The sequence below is a fragment of the Proteiniclasticum sp. genome (genome assembly GCF_032054185.1).
Lineage (GTDB): Bacteria > Bacillota > Clostridia > Clostridiales > Clostridiaceae > Proteiniclasticum.
The window spans coordinates 41,331-57,323 of sequence record NZ_DAMBTF010000007.1; the positions used below are offsets into that span (position 1 = coordinate 41,331).

At 41.3% G+C, this 15,993-nt stretch carries 20 protein-coding genes; 1 reads left to right on the top strand and 19 read right to left on the bottom strand.

Features of this window, described 5'->3' with window-relative positions; translation table 11 throughout:
- Window positions 1-90: 90 nt before the first annotated feature.
- The 10 genes from RTX25_RS05495 to flgM all read right to left on the bottom strand — a co-directional run bounded on the left by RTX25_RS05495 (window position 91) and on the right by flgM (window position 7,415).
- The gene (locus tag RTX25_RS05495) at window positions 91-570 is read right to left on the bottom strand and encodes a hypothetical protein (RefSeq protein WP_312651504.1); all 480 of its coding nucleotides are present in this window, start codon (window positions 568-570) and stop codon (window positions 91-93) included.
- A 119-nt stretch (window positions 571-689) separates the two neighbouring features.
- Window positions 690-1,580, bottom strand: a complete 891-nt coding sequence (hag, locus tag RTX25_RS05500) for a flagellin Hag (protein WP_312651507.1) — start codon at window positions 1,578-1,580, stop codon at window positions 690-692.
- A 64-nt stretch (window positions 1,581-1,644) separates the two neighbouring features.
- Complete coding sequence (gene hag / locus RTX25_RS05505; protein WP_312651510.1) at window positions 1,645-2,508, bottom strand: flagellin Hag; 864 nt, start codon at window positions 2,506-2,508, stop codon at window positions 1,645-1,647.
- A 51-nt stretch (window positions 2,509-2,559) separates the two neighbouring features.
- Entirely contained in the window at window positions 2,560-3,432 is an 873-nt protein-coding gene (gene hag / locus RTX25_RS05510; RefSeq protein WP_312651513.1) for a flagellin Hag, read from the bottom strand.
- 212 nt (window positions 3,433-3,644) lie between these two features.
- A complete protein-coding gene (csrA, locus tag RTX25_RS05515) occupies window positions 3,645-3,866 on the bottom strand; it encodes a carbon storage regulator CsrA (protein ID WP_312651516.1) in 222 nt (73 codons plus the stop codon).
- The gene (gene fliW, locus RTX25_RS05520) at window positions 3,850-4,311 is read right to left on the bottom strand and encodes a flagellar assembly protein FliW (RefSeq protein WP_312651519.1); all 462 of its coding nucleotides are present in this window, start codon (window positions 4,309-4,311) and stop codon (window positions 3,850-3,852) included. Before fliW ends, csrA begins: the two co-directional genes overlap by 17 nt.
- Window positions 4,312-4,315: 4 nt before the next feature.
- The gene (gene flgL, locus RTX25_RS05525; RefSeq protein WP_312651522.1) at window positions 4,316-5,224 is read right to left on the bottom strand and encodes a flagellar hook-associated protein FlgL; all 909 of its coding nucleotides are present in this window, start codon (window positions 5,222-5,224) and stop codon (window positions 4,316-4,318) included.
- A gap of 10 nt (window positions 5,225-5,234) precedes the next feature.
- Complete coding sequence (gene flgK, locus RTX25_RS05530) at window positions 5,235-6,746, bottom strand: flagellar hook-associated protein FlgK (RefSeq protein ID WP_312651525.1); 1,512 nt, start codon at window positions 6,744-6,746, stop codon at window positions 5,235-5,237.
- 9 nt (window positions 6,747-6,755) lie between these two features.
- Window positions 6,756-7,127, bottom strand: coding sequence for a hypothetical protein (locus tag RTX25_RS05535; protein ID WP_312651528.1), 372 nt, complete (start codon window positions 7,125-7,127; stop codon window positions 6,756-6,758).
- 6 nt (window positions 7,128-7,133) lie between these two features.
- Window positions 7,134-7,415 (bottom strand): flagellar biosynthesis anti-sigma factor FlgM, encoded by a 282-nt coding sequence (gene flgM / locus RTX25_RS05540; RefSeq protein WP_312651530.1) that lies wholly within the window; start codon window positions 7,413-7,415, stop codon window positions 7,134-7,136.
- A gap of 208 nt (window positions 7,416-7,623) precedes the next feature.
- On the opposite strand from flgM, the gene RTX25_RS05545 reads away from it, so the two are divergent.
- Window positions 7,624-8,046 carry a hypothetical protein gene (locus RTX25_RS05545; protein WP_312651532.1) on the top strand — a complete coding sequence of 141 codons (423 nt, stop codon included), beginning with the start codon at window positions 7,624-7,626 and terminating at the stop codon, window positions 8,044-8,046.
- Between the two features lie 98 nt (window positions 8,047-8,144).
- Here RTX25_RS05545 and fliY read toward each other — a convergent pair whose 3' ends face one another.
- From fliY to RTX25_RS05590, 9 genes are read right to left on the bottom strand one after another with little or no spacing between them, the layout of a single operon-like run.
- Window positions 8,145-9,242 (bottom strand): flagellar motor switch phosphatase FliY, encoded by a 1,098-nt coding sequence (fliY, locus tag RTX25_RS05550; protein WP_312651535.1) that lies wholly within the window; start codon window positions 9,240-9,242, stop codon window positions 8,145-8,147.
- Entirely contained in the window at window positions 9,239-10,237 is a 999-nt protein-coding gene (fliM, locus tag RTX25_RS05555) for a flagellar motor switch protein FliM (protein WP_312651538.1), read from the bottom strand. Before fliM ends, fliY begins: the two co-directional genes overlap by 4 nt.
- 14 nt (window positions 10,238-10,251) lie before the next feature.
- On the bottom strand, window positions 10,252-10,650 hold the full coding sequence (locus tag RTX25_RS05560; protein WP_312651541.1) for a chemotaxis protein CheW: 399 nt from the start codon (window positions 10,648-10,650) through the stop codon (window positions 10,252-10,254).
- Window positions 10,651-10,653: 3 nt separating this feature from the next.
- Window positions 10,654-11,016, bottom strand: a complete 363-nt coding sequence (locus RTX25_RS05565) for a response regulator (protein WP_312651544.1) — start codon at window positions 11,014-11,016, stop codon at window positions 10,654-10,656.
- Window positions 11,017-11,033: 17 nt separating this feature from the next.
- Window positions 11,034-11,633 (bottom strand): chemotaxis protein CheC, encoded by a 600-nt coding sequence (locus tag RTX25_RS05570; RefSeq protein ID WP_312651547.1) that lies wholly within the window; start codon window positions 11,631-11,633, stop codon window positions 11,034-11,036.
- Entirely contained in the window at window positions 11,626-13,656 is a 2,031-nt protein-coding gene (locus RTX25_RS05575; protein ID WP_312651550.1) for a chemotaxis protein CheA, read from the bottom strand. The genes RTX25_RS05570 and RTX25_RS05575 overlap by 8 nt, the downstream gene beginning before the upstream one ends.
- Window positions 13,657-13,670: 14 nt before the next feature.
- Complete coding sequence (locus RTX25_RS05580) at window positions 13,671-14,441, bottom strand: protein-glutamate O-methyltransferase CheR (RefSeq protein ID WP_312651555.1); 771 nt, start codon at window positions 14,439-14,441, stop codon at window positions 13,671-13,673.
- Window positions 14,431-15,480 (bottom strand): chemotaxis response regulator protein-glutamate methylesterase, encoded by a 1,050-nt coding sequence (locus tag RTX25_RS05585; RefSeq protein WP_312651557.1) that lies wholly within the window; start codon window positions 15,478-15,480, stop codon window positions 14,431-14,433. Before RTX25_RS05585 ends, RTX25_RS05580 begins: the two co-directional genes overlap by 11 nt.
- Window positions 15,481-15,494: 14 nt before the next feature.
- A complete protein-coding gene (locus RTX25_RS05590; protein WP_312651559.1) occupies window positions 15,495-15,980 on the bottom strand; it encodes a chemotaxis protein CheD in 486 nt (161 codons plus the stop codon).
- Window positions 15,981-15,993: the final 13 nt, after the last annotated feature.

Consider the following 15,993-nt stretch of genomic DNA (forward strand, 5'->3'; position numbering starts at 1 on the left):
TCATTATCAGTAATTACCTTACTGATAACTACCCTTTCTATCTATGTCGGCTAAACTCGCTATTTGTTAAGTCTAAAGAAATCAATTAGATCATTGTTTGAATATAAAATATATTAGTATGACTACCAAAAACACAGAAATAAGCCGAAAGATCCATTTCCTGTCATTATCTGCAGATGGTTCATTGCTATTTCCATCTTTGGATAAAATAACACCTTTCAATAATCCAGATTTGGTTACGATCTCTATAATCTCATTGCCACTTAAGTCATTGGTTTGCGCTCTCTTCTTTGAATTGATGTTCTCATTTTCTCTCTGACTGATTACTTCTGCAGATATTCTTTGAAGATACATTTCAGGTGATTCTTTGAGACTTTTAGTAAATTGAACCTCTGCCTTTGCATTACTCCTATCATCTCTAATAATAAACTCATCTTTGCGTATGATAATTTCTTCGACTTTCTGAGTTATCTTCTCAGTATTGTCAGAAGTCTCCTGATTTTTCCCACCCTCATCAACTTTTATTTCAAGAAAGAGCTTTATAACTTCATCAGATCCATTTATCTTCATATCATCACCACCTTAACACTTCTATATATTATATCGGCCGAAACCTCATCATTATAACTATGGATATGAAAATAGGATCCGGAAAAAATCCGAATCCTATATTTTTACTATTTTGACTATTAACCAAGAAGCTGTAGAACTCCCTGTGGCATCTGATTAGCCTGAGCCAGCATAGCTGTTGAAGCCTGGTTAAGGATGTTATTCTTTGTGAATTCCATCATTTCCTTAGCCATATCTACATCCCTTATTCTTGACTCAGCTGCGGTCAGATTCTCAGATGTTGTTGTCAGATTATTAATTGTATGGTCAAGTCTATTTTGTGTAGCTCCTAACATTGACCTTTCTCCTGAAACATCCTTAATGGCTTTATCGATAATCTTTATAGCATTATTAGAATCTACATGTGTCATTACTCCACCTGAACTCGTTGATATCGGTGTACCAATTTTTAAATCATTAAGATCTTTTAAACCTGAACCATCTTGAGCTACTGATAGATCTACACTACCAATATTGGTCGACTGCATATCTTTGATTGTAAGTCTTATGCTCTGAGTTGCATTTGCTCCAATCTGTAAATCAAAATTCCCTACAGTTCCATCTAACAAACTTTTAGTATTGAACTCTGTATCAGAAGCGATTCTATCAACTTCATCAATTAACTCATTGAGTTCTTTCTGAATCTCTACTCTATCATCTGACGTATTTGTATCATTAGCACTCTGAACCGATAACTCTCTCATTCTATTCAGAATTGAATGAGTCTCGTTTAGTGCACCTTCCGCTGTTTGAATGAGCGAAATACCATCTTGTGCGTTTCTTACAGACTGATTTAATCCCCCAATCTGGCCTCTCATTTTCTCGGAGATAGCTAGCCCTGCAGCATCATCCCCAGCTCTGTTTATTCTGAGACCCGACGATAATTTCTCTAATGATTTAGATTGGGCACCTTGGGCTGAGGTCAATCTAGAATAAGTATTCATTGCTGAAATATTATTATTAATTCTCATTTTATCCTCCTTGAAATCTGATGCGAACTTCCTTTTTCGCCTACTTTGTTCTTAAAATAGTATTCTATCCAAGAAGTTGGAGAACTCCCTGAGGCATCTGATTAGCCTGGGCGAGCATCGCAGTTGAGGCTTGATTTAGTATATTATTTTTTGTGAAATTCATCATTTCTTTTGCCATATCAACATCTCTGATTCTTGATTCAGCAGCGGTTAAATTCTCAGAAGTCGTTGTCAGGTTATTGATTGTGTGATCTAGTCTATTCTGCATTGCTCCAAGTTTTGATCTTTCTCCTGAAACGGTTTTGATTGCCGTATCAATATTAGTTATAGCTGTATTTGAGAGTGTATGTGTTGAAACATCGATTCCAGCAGTTACAGTAGCAGGAGTTGATGCATTTGCTGCAGCTGTACCAGTTGCAACTCCTAGACTAGTGGCATCCATCTTACCAATAATAATATTAACTTTTTGATCAGCATTAGCACCTACTTGGAAATTGAATCCTGTAGTATTTACTCCATCTAAGAGGTTTTGAGTATTAAATTCTGTATCATTTGCAATTCTTGTTACTTCTTTAGCTAACTCATTTACTTCTTTTTGAATCTCAACTCTATCATCAGAAGTATTTGTGTCATTTGCTGACTGTACTGCAAGTTCTCTCATTCTATTAAGGATTGAATGCGTCTCATTTAGTGCGCCTTCTGCAGTTTGAATCAATGAAATACCATCTTGCGCATTTCTTACAGACTGGTTTAATCCACCTATTTGACCTCTCATTTTTTCAGATATTGCAAGCCCTGCAGCATCATCTCCAGCCCTATTAATTCTCAATCCTGATGATAACTTTTCAAGTGATTTTGCTTGAGCTCCTTGTGCGGATGTTAATCTGGAATATGTGTTCATTGCAGAAATATTATTATTAATTCTCATTGTTTTCCTCCTTGAAATCTATATTGGTTTCCTTACCTTTTGCAATTTGAGTTATCCTAATAGCTGTAATACACCTTGAGGCATCTGATTAGCTTGGGCTAGCATCGCTGTAGACGCTTGATTCAGGATATTGTTCTTTGTGAAATTCATCATTTCCTTTGCCATGTCAACATCTCTAATTCTTGACTCAGCTGCTGTAAGATTTTCTGAGGTAGTAGTTAAATTATTTATTGTGTGATCTAATCTGTTTTGTGTAGCACCTAACTTTGATCTTTCTGCAGACACATTTTTGATTGCATCATCAACAACAGTAATTGCATTTGTTGCTGCTGTATGAGTTAATATTCCTCCTGTTATGGCTGTTGCAACGTCTCCATCAGCTACCTGGAGTGTGCTGATTTTAGTACCAGCTGATCCAATATTTGCTGATTTCATGCTACTGATTTCCAGTTCTATGCTCTGTGTAGCATTCGCACCAATCTGTAGATTAATTCCATTGGTTGCTAAGTCACCATTCAGGAGCTTCTTTGTATTAAACTCTGTATTGTCTCCTACTCTGTCAATCTCTTTAATAAGTTCATTTACTTCTTTTTGAATTTCTCTTCTATCTTCAATTGTATTAGTATCATTTGCACTTTGCACGGTCAGTTCTCGCACTCTATTTAGAATAGAGTGAGTTTCATTTAGTGCACCTTCTGCAGTCTGTATTAGAGAAATACCATCTTGTGCATTGCGCACAGCTTGATTTAGTCCACCTACCTGTCCTCTCATCTTTTCTGAAATTGCAAGACCAGCAGCATCGTCTCCAGCTCTATTAATTCTTAACCCTGAAGATAGCTTTTCTAATGACTTTGCCTGTGCTCCCTGAGCTGAAGAAAGTCTGGAATAGGTGTTCATAGCTGCAATATTGTTGTTAATTCTCATTTGAATTCCTCCTTGAATTTTTTCTGGCATCCATGCCATTTTTATTATAAGGAAAGGAGTCCATCGGCCGTATGACTCTCCTGTTACCTATGATATTTATATCGGATTCCACCCATAATTATTAAGAGGTTTGAAAAAATAATTCATCATTTACATACATAATAGATTGTGGCGATTCCGGATTACAGACGATAGAAAGTAAAAGACCGCTATTACAGCGATCCTTTAAGCCTATTGAAGTTATCTAAAGAAACATCAGAAGCTTTCATGTTTTCATTTCTGATTTCATCATAAATTTCTTTTCTAAGAATAGTAACCTCCTTTGGAGCTACTATTCCGATCTTGATTTTACCGTCAATAATCTCAAGTACTTTTATTTCAATTCTATCGTCAATAAGGATGCTTTCACCCTGTTTCCTATTTAAAACCAGCAACTATATCATCCTCCTTTAAGAATAAAGGAAGTTTTGTTCTGTAACTTACATTATTTAATACATACTGTTTTCCTATTTTCTTTTCGGAGTTTATGATGATGGGTGCAAGGAGATTTATTGTGCTATTCTCGAAGATATCTGTAAGTGTAACAATGTTGATAGTGGCAATCTGCTCTTTCTTATTGATGTCTAAATTGTAAAGTTCTTCGTCAGGAATATCTATTTCATAATCACTTTTAAAATTCCATGGATTTGCAACAATGAATGAAACATACTCATGTTTTATATCCTGAAGTATCTTAAAGAACTCATTCTCAGGAATATCCAATAGAACAAAATTCCTGCTTTCTTCAAAACCCAAAATCCCATCAGGAAAATTGATGATGTCTTCTTCACTGATTTCAACTTCTCCTAGTAATTTAGTATTTATTATCATCTTAATCATCACTCTACCTTATATAGTCTAATAGACTAGGCTGAAGAATTTTAGCTCCTGTTGAAAGTGATGCCTGATATACAGTGGACATCATACTGAACTCCATCATCTTTTCTGCAAGATCTATGTCTTCACTCTTAGATAGCAGTTCACTCATACTCAGATTCTGAGATGTGTTTCTCTCACTTGCAGCTTCTAATCTGTTGTATATAGCACCCATCTTAGATCTGAATCGGATGACGTTATCGACATGAACATCCATATCAGCTAGTAATTCTCCCGATAGTGAGGGTGTATCTCCTTCGTCTAGTGCAATAATGATATTGTCTAAAAGTACACTCAGTTCTTTATTGGAACCATATATAGTTGATGCAGTCACAATCTGATTACCATTAGTTGGAATATCAACAGTTACTCCTTGTGCTATTTCACGTTTCATATTACCTTCAGAGCCCTTATAGGACATTACTTCACCATCTGTAGTAGAGAAAGGTGGTGTTGTGGTATTTTGTCCTCCGAATATGAATCTACCATCGTAGTTTGTATTAAGAACCTGCACCAGCTGCTCCTTCAGCATCTGAGCTTCATCTCGAAGCGCATGTCTGTCGGTATCAGATAATGTACCGTTAGCTCCATACACAAGAAGATCCCTTGCTCTTAAAAGAGTACCTGAAACAACACTCAGTGCTCCATCAGCCGTATCAGTCCATCCAAGTGAATCATCTATATTTTTACTGTACTGCTCATTCATTCGGATATTACTGTCCAATCCCATTACTCTTGAAACCAGCATAGGATTATCAGATGGTTTGCTGATCTCTTTACCAGTGGACAGCTGATTCTGATATTTCTGCATCTGTTTCAGATTTCTATTCAGATTTCTTAAATAATTCCCTGTAAGGGTATTATTGGTTATTCTCATAATCTACTCCTTATACGCCCGTTCTATTGATAAGAGTATCCAGCATCTCGTTAAGTGTATTAATCACTCTTGAATTTGCTTCATAGCTTCTCTGATACTTCAGGAGGTTCGTCACCTCTTCATCGATTGATACCCCGGAAACAGATTCACGTCTGTTTGAAAGCTGAGCAAGGACTGCATTCTGATTATCAACCATATTGGTAGCATGTTCTCCACGGATTCCGACTTTTATGACGATATCACTGTAAGCACCTTCCATAGTTGTACCAGCTGGACTAGGTTGCATTGTATTAAAATCAAACTTCTTGTTTCTGAGGTTTGCTATTTCAAGTGCACGACTTCCGTCACCTACTGGTGAGCTAAGTGTATTTCCAGTTGCAACCAGGCTCTCATCATTCAGCAGATTCTCATTTACTCGCATATTTAGAGCTGACTCCTGATCTTGATCGAAAGTGAAGAAATCAATTGTACCACCATCTTCATCATAATTATGAATCTCGTTAAACATCTGAGCCGAACCTTTGGCGAAAGTATCAAGTTCTTTGATCCTTGCATCCACTTCATCCATGGCTTTTAAGTTTCCACCTATCGTTCCAGACTGAATGTCTGCTTTGGTGATTGAACCAGAATCTGCACCATCAGGTTTAAAGAAAACAGGAGATCCTACTTTAAGATCACCGATATCGGACACAGAGATGTCTTTGAAGTTTTTCATATCGCCGCCTACATGAACACGGATTGAATATGTTTCATCCTCATTTTTCGTGATAGCGGAGATATTGCTGAGCTTAATATCATTACCTTTACCGGTAACTTCCTGTCCGTCTATAGTTATAGTAGCTCTTCCATAAGAATCATATGTTTCTTTGATTTCTGTAAGATCAGACAGCTTCTTAAGAAGCAGGTCTCTTGAGTCCATTAAATCATTAGGACTATGTCCCTTAACTGAAATATTAAAGATCTGATCATTCACCGTATTAAGCTGATCTATAATGGAGTTGGTATCGTAGATATTTTTTTCTACACTTGTGACCACATCGCCTTTAAGTTCCTGTGCTTGAGAAGACATATGATTCAGTGTATCGACAAAATTCTTCGATTTCTGAACGACCATACTCTTGGCATTCAGACTTTCCGGATTTTTTGAAAGCTCCTGCCAGGAATTGAACATTTCACCCATGGCAAAATTGACACCTGTTTTGGAAGGTTCATTGAAAATCATTTCAATTTGTCCCATGATGTCCTGCTGAGCTGTGTACTGAGAAAGCGTACTGCTTTCCTTTCGGATCTGATAGTCGACAAACTCATCAACCATACGTACTACAGACTGAAGCTTGACACCTGTTCCAAGCTGCCCAACTCCTGCCATATTGTATGGCACATCTGTCTTGAGTTCTACTCTTTGGCGACTGAATCCTTCTGTATTTGCATTGGATATATTATGTGATGTGGTGTGAAGAGCTGTCTGGTTCGCGTTTAGCCCCTTAACCGCAACATTGAATGTACCAAATAATCCTGACATATTTCACCCCTACACTGACTGATCGATCAGTCTGACTTCCTTCTCGTTGCTCATACTTCCCTTGGCTGAATAGGTATTGAACTTGGATGTATTGCTTTTAGCTAGCGCTTTAAGTATTTCTTCCTGATACGCCAAAGACTGCCTCGTCAGAAGAATATTGGTTTCCTGTAGTCTCTGGATTTCTAATCCAAGGATTCTTACCTCTTCATCAGCTGCTACACCTATTTTCTTCTCTTCATTGATTTTCGAAATGAGCTCATTTTTCTTTAAAACAATCTTCTCCAACGCAATTGCATCGCTTTTTATGAGCACATTCCTTTCTTCACCTAAGATGTTAACTATATCCTTAAGTGCAGCCACAAGCTTTCTTGTATCATTCATTAGTTTTTATCCTCTCTGCTCGTCTATCTTTTCCAGTATCTTATCTGCAATCCTATCTGTATCCACGCTGTAGCTTCCCTCTTGGATGGATCTTCTGATTTTCTCAACTTTTTCGGAAAAATTGCTGTCTTCAGATTCACTGATCCTCTTAACTAAAGCCTTAGCCTGAGTGGATATTTCAACAGTACTCTTACCTACTGTCTTTCCGTCTACATGTCCGTTCTTTCTTTCATCATTGGTTTTAAACGTATTCTGAACGTAATTGCTGTGAAATTGATCTATTTTCATGGATTTCACCTGCCCTTTTATTACTCTTATTGTATAGTATCGTATGTTAACCAGTTTTGTTAATAGTTTAATTAAAAACAGTTGGTTAACAACATCAAGTAGTCTACTTAGAAAACTCGTAACAAATCTATTATATATTTATAAAATAGTATTTAATTTTATAATGTTCATTTATAATTGAACTAATATATCGATTAGGAGGCAGCTTATGAGGGATAAAGTAGTACGTATTTTTTGGTATCCACCAATGGCAATTCATGAAGCAATTGCTTCGTCGCTCGCTTCTGGTAAAGGTCTGTACTATATCACCATATCCTTTAAAGGATATGAAAAAAGTTTATACCTAGGGCAATCAGGAGTTTCAATTAGGAATAGACTTCTTTCACATAGGTATTGGACCAAATTGTACAGTGGAAAAATACGTGTACGAATAGGCAAGGTAATATACCCTAGGTATCTAACGGCAGAGGTTATCGATCATGCTGAAAGTGCAATTATTTATAATCATGGCACTCTTTTCCGTGAAAACACCTCTAAGATCTACTCTTATTCTTACAGTGAATTATTTAGAATTGAGAACATCGGAGATATTTATAAGTTAAGTCCTGTTATTAGAATGCATAATCAATAACGAGATTTTTTTCAAGCGGGAGTAATTTGAATTATTACAGAAATAAAATCACAAAAACACTCCATTTCCAGTTTGTTGGAAATGGAGTGTTTAAAATCTTATTTATTCAGTCCCTTAACTCTGGCTTCCTTACTCATGATCTGAGTGATTCTGATCCCAAAGTTCTCATTGATGACGACAACTTCGCCGTGAGCGATAAGTTTACCATTGACGTAGACTTCCAGAGGTTCATCCGCGAGCTTGTTGAGCTCTACTACGCTTCCAGCACCAAGTGCAAGAACATCCTGGATGCTCTTCTTGGTCTTTCCAAGAACAACCGAAAACTCAAGAGGCACATCCATGATGAGATCAAGGTTTCTCTTCTGGGTGGGCTCTGAAGTATCCTTAAGTGGAGCAAAAACAGGTTTCTGAACTTCCACTTCTTCCTCATAGGCTGCAGGTCTTTGTCTCTGCTCTTCCCTTACTTCCATTCTAGGCTCTTCCCTTCTCACATAAACCTCTTCTTTCGGCTGAGGCGCTGCTTGAGGTTCCACTGGCTTTGCAGGCTCACCCATCATGATTGCTACAATCTCCTTGACTGTATCTAAGGTATAGAGCTGCATGATGTCGCTTTCGATCAGTCCTTCAACAGACAGATGGAAAGAGATCTTGCAGATGAATTCTTCCTTGATGAACTGCTTGAAGTCGATGGACTCCTTGTTGTCCCAGACTTCAACAATCGGAGGCTGAATGTCGATGCTCTTACCGAGCATCTGCGCCATTGAAGTTGAAGCCGAACCGATCATCTGGTTCATAGCCTCAGATACCGCGCTGAGCTCAAGCTCAGTAAGCTGCTGATTGGCATTTGAGCCGTCTCCGCCCATCATAAGATCCGCGATGATGGCAGAATCCTGTACATTCATCATAAGGAGATTGTTCCCCTTAAGACCTTCCTTGAATCCGATTCTCGAAACGATCTTCGGGATATCGCACTCTTCTATGATTTCCTGGAAATTTATATAACTCACTCTTGGCGTCGTGATGGAAACGCGTCTGTTTATTATGGAAGAAAGCGTCGTTGCCGCAGTAGACATGGTGATGTTTCCTACTTCACCGATGACATCCTTATCCGTTTCTCTTAGTCCCGTTTCTTCAGACGCATCTCTTTTCTTCAGAAGTGCGTCTACTTCTGCCTGTGATAAAAAGTTTTCTTTCATATCTCAACATCCTCTTCCACGTATTGTAAGACCTGTACCGCCATCTTGTCCTTATATAGACCTGGCTGCACCAGGTAGTGGACCTTATCTTCCACATACAACTTCATGGGCTGGTCTGTCCTCATGTCCAGCTGGACGATGTCTCCAGTTTCAAGATGGAGGAAATCGTCGACTGTAAGTATGGTCTTGCCCATCTCCACGGTCAGCCCCACATCTGTCACTTCAAGCCGTTCTGCGATCTGGTCCCTGTATTTATTGTCATCATAGCTCTTCCCCATATCAAACCAGCTTCTTATGCTGAGCTTGTCTGTGATGTTCTCGAAAGAGACATAAGGTATGCATATGTTGATGAAGCTCTTCACGTCGAAGATATCCACCATGAAACTGATGAGTACCACCGGCTCGTTCGGTGACATGGTCTGAACAAGCTGCGGATTGGTCTCGAGATTATCCAGTTTCGGATCGAGCTCCATGATGTCACTCCAGGATGACTTGAAGCCTTTAAGAAGGTTCACAAGGACATCTTCCACGATGCCAAGCTCGATATCTGTAAATTTCTCTTTCTTGGGTCCTTTCTTTTCCCTTGCCTGGGCACCGCCACATAAAAGCTCCACCACCTGTGTACCGAACTGCGGATTGATCTCGATGATCTGATTCCCGCTGAGCGGTGCGCTGTGGAAGACACCCATAATGGTCGGATTGGGAATAGAATGGACAAACTCATCAAAGCTGATCTGCTCTACTGCGCCAAGGGACATACTGACGTTTGTCCTCACCATGGTCGAAAGTAAATTAGATGAACTCTTTGCGAAGTTTTCGAAGATCATATGGAGCGTATTGATATACTCCTTGGAAAGCTTGATCGGCCTTCTGAAGTCATAAGCCCTGACCTTGTTCTTCTCCTCTTCCTCTTTGATCTCTTCCGGATTGATTTCTCCAGTATTCAGCGCATTGAGTAGTGAATCTATTTCCTGCTGTGATAGTACCTGTTTCAAGTTATCCCCTCATTTTACGAAATAATGCGGTCCAAATCGATGTAGTTCACCAGCTCTTCGTCAAGCTGAATGATACCCACTACACCGCTTTTCGTTTCCGTGGACACCTTTTCTATATCCTCTTCCTTAATCTTCAGAACTTCTTTCACCTCTGTGACAAGTATACCCACTTTTTCGTCCTGACGGTCAAGAATAACGATATTATTATAGCATTCTTCTTCCGTGAGGTGCAAAAGCTTTGACAGATTAACGAGAGAAATCACATTTCCTCTTAGATTGATCAGACCTTCAATATGCCTGGGTGCGTTAGGCACAAGGGTGGAATCGATCATCTTTGAGATCTCTTCAACCTGATCCGAGTTCACTGCATAATATTTTTCACCTAAAGTGAATACGATGATCTGCTTCTCCATAACTTACTTACACGCCTTGACGATGGAATCGATGACTCTGTCGGTCTCGAAAGGCTTCACGATAAAGTCCAGTGCACCTGCCTGAATCGCTTCCATGACCATTGCCTGCTGACCCATTGCGCTGCACATGATGACTCTTGCGCTTCCATCGATCTTCTTGATTCCCTTTAAAGCGTCTATTCCGTTCATCTCAGGCATGGTGATGTCCATGGTGACGATGTCCGGTCTTTCAGCCTTGTACTTCTCGATGGCATCAGCCCCGTTCTGGGCTTCCGCTACGACCTCGTATCCGTTCTTTTCCAGTATATCCTTCAGTTTCATTCTCATGAAGATCGCATCATCTACGATCATTATCCTCTTTGACATGGTTAATCTCCCTTCAATTACACTCCAATTTTTTGAAACAGACTGTCCAAGACCCCCGGTCTTGGGATAAAGTACAAGGCGGAATCCACCTTGTCTCCATCATAGACAAATTCATTCTTGATGATCATCACCTGATCATCGTACTGCTCATTCTCGATATAGGCATAGGACAGAATCGCCCCGAACATATCCACAGTCAGTGCTGGCACCGACGAGAAAAGCGAAATATCAAGAAGCCTTGATAAGGCATTGAGATATGACGTCACAACGATGTTAACAAGCTCCGACACTGCGGAATACTCGATTTCCTCGCTTAGGCGAAAATCAGGAGGCAGCATCATCTTCACCAGTTTCTCCGCATTTTCTTCCGTGCAGATAAAGAGAAAATTCCCTCCACCTTCACCGATCATCCTCATGGATACCGCGATGACCATCTGGTCCTCGCTCATGATCTTCGAAAACACCTCGTCATAACCGAGGATGTCTATGGTGGGCACGCTCATATTGATGAACTTCCCGACCATCTGAGAAATGGCTGTTGCGGCATTTCCTCCGCCGATATTCGCCAGCTCTTTGATCACATCCAGCTGGATATGTGAAAACTCTTCTCTATTCAAAGTCCTCCCCCTTTCCGCTGACGAGATTGCTCACGTCAAGTATGAGGGTAATGTCTCCGTTTCCTAGGATGGCTGCACCCAGATATTCGTCCATCTTGCCCACGCTTCCGCTGAGCTTCTTGATGACGATTTCCTGCTGACCGATGAGTTCGTCCACGATAAGACCGAACTGCTTTCCGCCGATGAGGACCATGATGATGTGCTGGTTTCTTCTTTCCTTTTCGATGGAGAGCTTCTCATCGATTCTTACTACAGGAATGACCTTGTCTCTGTAGATATAGACCTCTCCATTATGGGAATCCTTGATGTCTCCATCCTGAACCTTGATGACCTTCTCGATCAGCCCAAGAGGGAGCGCAAAGGTCTCAGAGCCCACATGCACCATAAGTGCCTGGATGATGGAGAGAGTAAGTGGCAGCTTGATGACAAAGTTTGTCCCCTTATCGATCTCGCTGGTCACTTCTATGCTTCCTCCAAGAGTGGTGATCTTGGAACGGACAACATCCATCCCCACACCTCTTCCGGAGATATTGGTGACTTCCGTATTGGTGGAGAATCCCTGATTGAAGATCAGCTGGATGAGCTCGCTCTTTCCAAGACCTTCCGTAGGAATACCCTTTCTCTTGGCACTTTCCCTGATTTTTTCAGGATCGATGCCCTTACCGTCGTCACTTACCTTGATGACGACCTTGTTTCCTTCCTGATAAGCTGTAAGCTCGATGGTTCCCTTAGGATTCTTTCCTTTGGCCTTTCTCTCCTCAGCGGACTCAATTCCGTGATCTGCAGCGTTTCGGATGAGGTGTACAAGTGGCTCTCCAAGTTCAGATACAACGGTTCTGTCAAGCTCCGTCTCTTCACCCTCAATGATGAGATCCATATCTTTACCCAACTCCTGAGTAAGATCTCTTACCATTCTCGGGAAACGGTTGAACACCACATTAACCGGCTGCATTCTGATCTTGAGAACAAGGTCTTGAAGATCAGAGGTGATTCTTGCCACCTGCTCAAGAGGTTCATTAAGCTCTGTCGCCTTATACCTAGTACTGAGCTCCTCAAGTCTTGTTCTGTAGATGACAAGCTCTGAAACGAGGTTCATGAAATTATCCAGTCTGCTTAAATCAACTCTTATGGACTGATTGCCGTGAACAGATACGCCATGCTTGTCATCGCTCTTCTGCTTCACCGCTTCCTTTGCCTTCTTCGCCTCATGAAGCTCCACAACATTTGTCTCTTCTTTTTCCTCTTTCTCAGGAATATTGTAGAAGTCGGGTAGTGTTTCTTCCGTGATTTCCACAACCATGACATCTTCAATTTCCGCCACATTCTCGACCGTCTCTGTTACGACTTCCTTTATGGACTGGGAAAGATAGAGCAGCTTGAAGATACGGTCAAAGCTTCCTTCTTCCAGGTCTTCAACACCGGGATTGGTCTGTATGATTTCTCCGCCCTGCTCAAGCTTGTTCACCACAAGGTAAGCTCTTGCACCCTTAAGCATGCAGGTTGCCGTGACCTTGACGATGATGCTGTAGGCTCTGAAGCCTTTCTCCATTGCCTGCCTGATGACTGAGGCATCGATGTCGCTGATTTCGTCATGAAGCTCGCTTTCCTTATTCACTTCGATCTCTTCAAAGACTTCCGCGTCTTCTTCAGAGATGCTCATCAGCTCAGAAAGAAGCTCTGAAATATCATAATCCGGATAGTGCTCTTCTCTTAAGTCTTCCACAATCTCCGAAAGCTTGTCGAGGCACTTGAAAATGACACTGACGACATCACGTGAAACGGAAAGTTTTCCGGTTCTGAAAAGCTCAAGGACATTCTCCATATTATGTGTCAGCTCCGTCATGGTGGTATAACCCATGGTTGCCGCCATACCCTTTAAAGTATGTGCCGATCTGAAAATCTCATCGATGATGCCGGGGCTTTCCGTATCCCGCTCAAGGATCAGAAGATTCTCATTCAGGCTCTGCAGGTATTCATCTGTCTCTTCAAAAAACAGATCCCTATATTTTTGTATATCGTCCATGAAAAATGTCCTCCTTAGACTTTCTCATACAAAAAGGTGGAAAGCTTCCTGAACCCGAAACTGGCCGGGTTATATATGGCTTCTGTCGCACCGGTAAAGAAGATGCCACCCTTTTCTAATGATTCGCTGATTTTTCTGTATACTTCATTCTTTGCTTCATTTTTGAAATAAATGGTCACATTTCTGCAGATGACCGCATGAAAGTTCTTTTCATACCGGTCAAGAAGAAGATCATGCTTCTTGAACTGCACACGGCTTTTGATGGCATCGGTAATGAGGTAGTCATTACCCGAGCGGTGAAAGTACTGTTCAAGCTCCTTGGCTTCCACATTCTTGAGCTCTGAATCCTTGTACTTGCCTTCCTTGGCTTTTACAAGGATGGTATCATCGATATCCGTTGCAATGATCTTTGCATTTCTGATCTTATGCTTTTCCATGATCATCGCCACAGAATAGGGCTCTGCTCCTATGGAGCATGCCGCGCTCCAGATCTTAAGACTATTGAATCTCGGTACAAGCACATCATTTACCGCCGCTTCGAATTCATCGAAGATTTCTTTGTTTCTGTAAAACTCCGTGACATTGATGGTGATGTAGTCCAGAAACACACGCCTGACATGGCTGTCCTTCTCGATAAGGGCAGCGTATTCCTTAAGGTCGCTGCACCCTGCACTGGTCATGACACTTGTGATTCTCCTATGCAGCTGTTTCTCCTTATAGGAATCAAGATCCATCTTAAGTCTGTCTTTTACCCATGCTTTGAAAATATCAAATTCAAGTTCCATTTTTCACCTTCACAATCTTTAGAATATGTTCCGAGATTTCTTCCGGTGTGAGAATCTCATCGACAACGCCTGAGGAAACGGCAAAACCGGGCATACCGTAGACTACGCAGGTTTCCTTGTTCTGTGCAAGATTATATCCGCCTTCATCCTTAATGGAGATCATTCCTGAAGCGCCATCCTTGCCCATTCCGGTGAGGATCACTGCAAGAAGCCCTTTTCCGTATTTCACTGAGGCCGACTCAAAAAGATAATCTGCAGCAGGTCTTACGCCATGAAGCTTAGGTTTCTGATTGAGCCTTACCTTTGTCCCTTCAATCACCATGTGGTGATCTCCAGGCGCGACATAGACCACACCGCTTCTGATGTCCATATTGTCCTCGGCTTCCAGAACCTTCAAGGCACATTCGCTGTCCAGTCTTTCCGCAAAAGACTTCGTAAATCCTTTGGGCATATGCTGAACGATGAAAACCGGAAGGTTAAGTTCCTTTGGAAGGGACCGTACGATTTCAAAGAGAACTTTTGGTCCTCCTGTGGACGCTCCGATGACGATGGCCTTCACCTTTTTATGATCAAAGCTTCCTGCTGGCAGAAGACTGTCCTTTATGCTGTCCTCAGCTGTCCTTTTTTCTTTTCTTGGACTTTTCGAGATGAGATCGAAGACCTTCAGCTTTTCTTCAAGCTCTTCCGTGATGAAATTCGTGTCTCCTCTGTCGGAAGACTTCTCGATGAAATCAAGTGCGCCCATCTCGAGAGCCTCCATGGTCACAGTGCTTCCCTCTTTTGAGTGAGAGCTCAGCATGATGACCTCTATGCCCGGATGTTTCTCCTTGATGATCTTCAAGGCATCAATACCGTTCATCTTCGGCATCTCGATGTCCATGGTGATCACGTCGGGTCTGTGTCTTTCTATATTGTCTATGGCGTCCTGTCCGTTTCTTGCGGTCCCGACCACCATGACTCCGTCTATCTTAGATGCGGCATCTGAAACGATCTTTCTCATGAAAGCCGAATCATCCACCACCATGAGTCTTATTTGCATCCTTTATCCTCCGTTTAAAGTACAACGATACTTTTGCTTGCTGTGCGGATGTCCACATTGAAATCCGAAAGATCCACGATCATGGTCCTTCCGATGGACCCTCCAGTATGACTGCCAAGAATCGGGATACCCAGATCCTGGAGTATTTTCTCCACTGCTTCAACATTCCTTTTCCCGATATCGGATGTCATCTTCTTGTCGGGAAAATTGAACATGCTTGCTCCGCCTGCGATCTTTGCCACAAGATTTCTGGTCTGTATGCTCCCTCCGTAGAGCTCCATGATCATCTTGGGGATGGCAAGATCCGCAAACTTCTCCGCTTTGACTTCCTTATTGAAAACCGTACTGTCCGGCAGCATGATATGACTGAGTCCGCCGACTTTTTTCACTCTATCGTACAGCGCGATGCCCACACATGAACCAAGGCCTAAAGTGATGATTTTCTGCGGATCTTTTCCGATCTTATAGTCGGCTATTCCGACCTTCATCTGTTCTTCCATTAATCAAACCACC

Excerpts from the sequence above, each read along its gene's own strand:
- RTX25_RS05495 (WP_312651504.1), bottom strand. The coding sequence starts at position 570 with ATGAAGATAAATGGATCTGATGAAGTTATAAAGCTCTTTCTTGAAATA.
- hag (WP_312651507.1), bottom strand. The coding sequence starts at position 1,580 with ATGAGAATTAATAATAATATTTCAGCAATGAATACTTATTCTAGATTG.
- hag (WP_312651510.1), bottom strand. The coding sequence starts at position 2,508 with ATGAGAATTAATAATAATATTTCTGCAATGAACACATATTCCAGATTA.
- hag (WP_312651513.1), bottom strand. The coding sequence starts at position 3,432 with ATGAGAATTAACAACAATATTGCAGCTATGAACACCTATTCCAGACTT.
- fliW (WP_312651519.1), bottom strand. The coding sequence starts at position 4,311 with ATGATTAAGATGATAATAAATACTAAATTACTAGGAGAAGTTGAAATC.
- flgL (WP_312651522.1), bottom strand. The coding sequence starts at position 5,224 with ATGAGAATAACCAATAATACCCTTACAGGGAATTATTTAAGAAATCTG.
- flgK (WP_312651525.1), bottom strand. The coding sequence starts at position 6,746 with ATGTCAGGATTATTTGGTACATTCAATGTTGCGGTTAAGGGGCTAAAC.
- RTX25_RS05535 (WP_312651528.1), bottom strand. The coding sequence starts at position 7,127 with ATGAATGATACAAGAAAGCTTGTGGCTGCACTTAAGGATATAGTTAAC.
- flgM (WP_312651530.1), bottom strand. The coding sequence starts at position 7,415 with ATGAAAATAGATCAATTTCACAGCAATTACGTTCAGAATACGTTTAAA.
- RTX25_RS05545 (WP_312651532.1), top strand. The coding sequence starts at position 7,624 with ATGAGGGATAAAGTAGTACGTATTTTTTGGTATCCACCAATGGCAATT.
- fliY (WP_312651535.1), bottom strand. The coding sequence starts at position 9,242 with ATGAAAGAAAACTTTTTATCACAGGCAGAAGTAGACGCACTTCTGAAG.
- RTX25_RS05560 (WP_312651541.1), bottom strand. The coding sequence starts at position 10,650 with ATGGAGAAGCAGATCATCGTATTCACTTTAGGTGAAAAATATTATGCA.
- RTX25_RS05565 (WP_312651544.1), bottom strand. The coding sequence starts at position 11,016 with ATGTCAAAGAGGATAATGATCGTAGATGATGCGATCTTCATGAGAATG.
- RTX25_RS05575 (WP_312651550.1), bottom strand. The coding sequence starts at position 13,656 with ATGGACGATATACAAAAATATAGGGATCTGTTTTTTGAAGAGACAGAT.
- RTX25_RS05580 (WP_312651555.1), bottom strand. The coding sequence starts at position 14,441 with ATGGAACTTGAATTTGATATTTTCAAAGCATGGGTAAAAGACAGACTT.
- RTX25_RS05585 (WP_312651557.1), bottom strand. The coding sequence starts at position 15,480 with ATGCAAATAAGACTCATGGTGGTGGATGATTCGGCTTTCATGAGAAAG.
- RTX25_RS05590 (WP_312651559.1), bottom strand. The coding sequence starts at position 15,980 with ATGGAAGAACAGATGAAGGTCGGAATAGCCGACTATAAGATCGGAAAA.